Source organism: Halorubrum sp. SP9 (genome assembly GCF_005435015.1).
Lineage (GTDB): Archaea > Halobacteriota > Halobacteria > Halobacteriales > Haloferacaceae > Halorubrum > Halorubrum sodomense.
The window spans coordinates 1-1,394 of the sequence record NZ_SGXU01000104.1; the positions used below are offsets into that span (position 1 = coordinate 1).

The following is a 1,394-nucleotide window of genomic DNA, read 5'->3' on the forward strand; positions in this document are numbered from 1 at the left end:
TGTACCGATCGCCGCTCTAAATCATCCACGCGACGCTCGAACCACTCTTCGAACACTGGTTGATGAATGTCGCCGAACCGCTCCGTTTCGACGTTGTGACTGGAGAACACCACGGGCGTTTCGTCGTCAGTGCGGTCGAGTACGTACGGCGTCTGCCACGGTTCTCGGACGAGGACGACATCGGCTTCGTCTAACATCCGCCCGAGTCCGTCGTTCGCAAGTCGCAGTGCCCCCGATTGGAAGACGTTCGGATAGCCGAGGAGCATCGGCGCCTTCAGAAGTTCGTGGAGGGGGTGGAGATGACGGTACTCGGTGTAGCCGTCCGCTATCCCTACTTCCCGACGGAGATCGAGTGACTTGTACATCGCTGGCGACCCGCCCTGGCAGAACCGCTCAACGGTGTCACCCAACTCTGGGAACTCCTTGACAAGACCGTGTGTTCGGTGGTCGCCCCCTAAGCGTGGTGGATAGGTGACGTAGGGGGCGATCTGAGCGAGGTACACAATTGTGATAGACTGGTGTGGGCTATAGAAATATTGGTCCAAATTGCTTGGCAGCTAATGTGTGGGTATTGGTGGTTTATAGAAATCGATAATCGAATGATGGGACGGAGCTGTAACTGGATATTCCAGCGATTCCTTATAGATAAGCTTATACAATTCACAGCCACTGAGGTATGTGTTGAAGAAATCGCTCATGATATCACGTCTACCAGGCATCATTGCGTTAAGAAACCTTTACCTTGAGTACCGCAAACCGACTGTAAACATCTCAGTGGACGGAACTAATTGTGACTTCATTATCACGAATCACCAGGAACGAAAGAATATTTTATCTATGGAGGAGGAAAAATCTGTGATTAAGTTGTTTCTCAACGAGATAAAGAATGGTGATGTCTTCTATGATGTTGGCTCAAATGTTGGCCTATACTCATGTTTTGCCTGTAAAAAAGCACAATTGGAGGAAATAGTGGCGTTTGAACCCCAACCAGAAGTCAACGCACGTCTTAAAGAGAACATTGAACAGAACGGGTGCGCAGATAAAACTAAAATTATCAAAGGGGTCTTGGCTGCCGAAAGAGGCAAGCAAAATTTGGTGGTTGACGAATCCGTGCCAGCTACTGGAGCAACCACACATTCAATGTCTCCGGACGCTGACGGGGAACGTATTGAGGTGAAGGCGTATACGGTAGATGAACTAATTACACAGAATGCTTGTTCGTCTCCAGATGTTATGAAGATCGACGTAGAAGGGGCCGAATATGAGGTACTCCAAGGAATGTCACAAGTCCTATCAAAATCGCCACCTAGGGCAATATTCGTCGAAATTCACGACCAAGTCAAACACTTTGGTGCTACTCCTGATGAGGTAAAATCGTTACTTCGGGAGGCAGG

Annotated in this window: 1 protein-coding gene and 1 pseudogene; one reads left to right on the forward strand and one right to left on the reverse strand. The window is 49.1% G+C overall.

Going from position 1 to position 1,394, the window contains the following annotated elements; genetic code table 11:
• Positions 1–503, reverse strand: a pseudogene (locus EXE45_RS16615) (hypothetical protein); the annotation flags it as partial.
• Between the two features lie 178 nt (positions 504–681).
• On the opposite strand from EXE45_RS16615, the gene EXE45_RS16620 reads away from it, so the two are divergent.
• The coding region (locus tag EXE45_RS16620) for an FkbM family methyltransferase (RefSeq protein ID WP_137694978.1) at positions 682–1,394 on the forward strand (713 nt) is incomplete at its 3' end.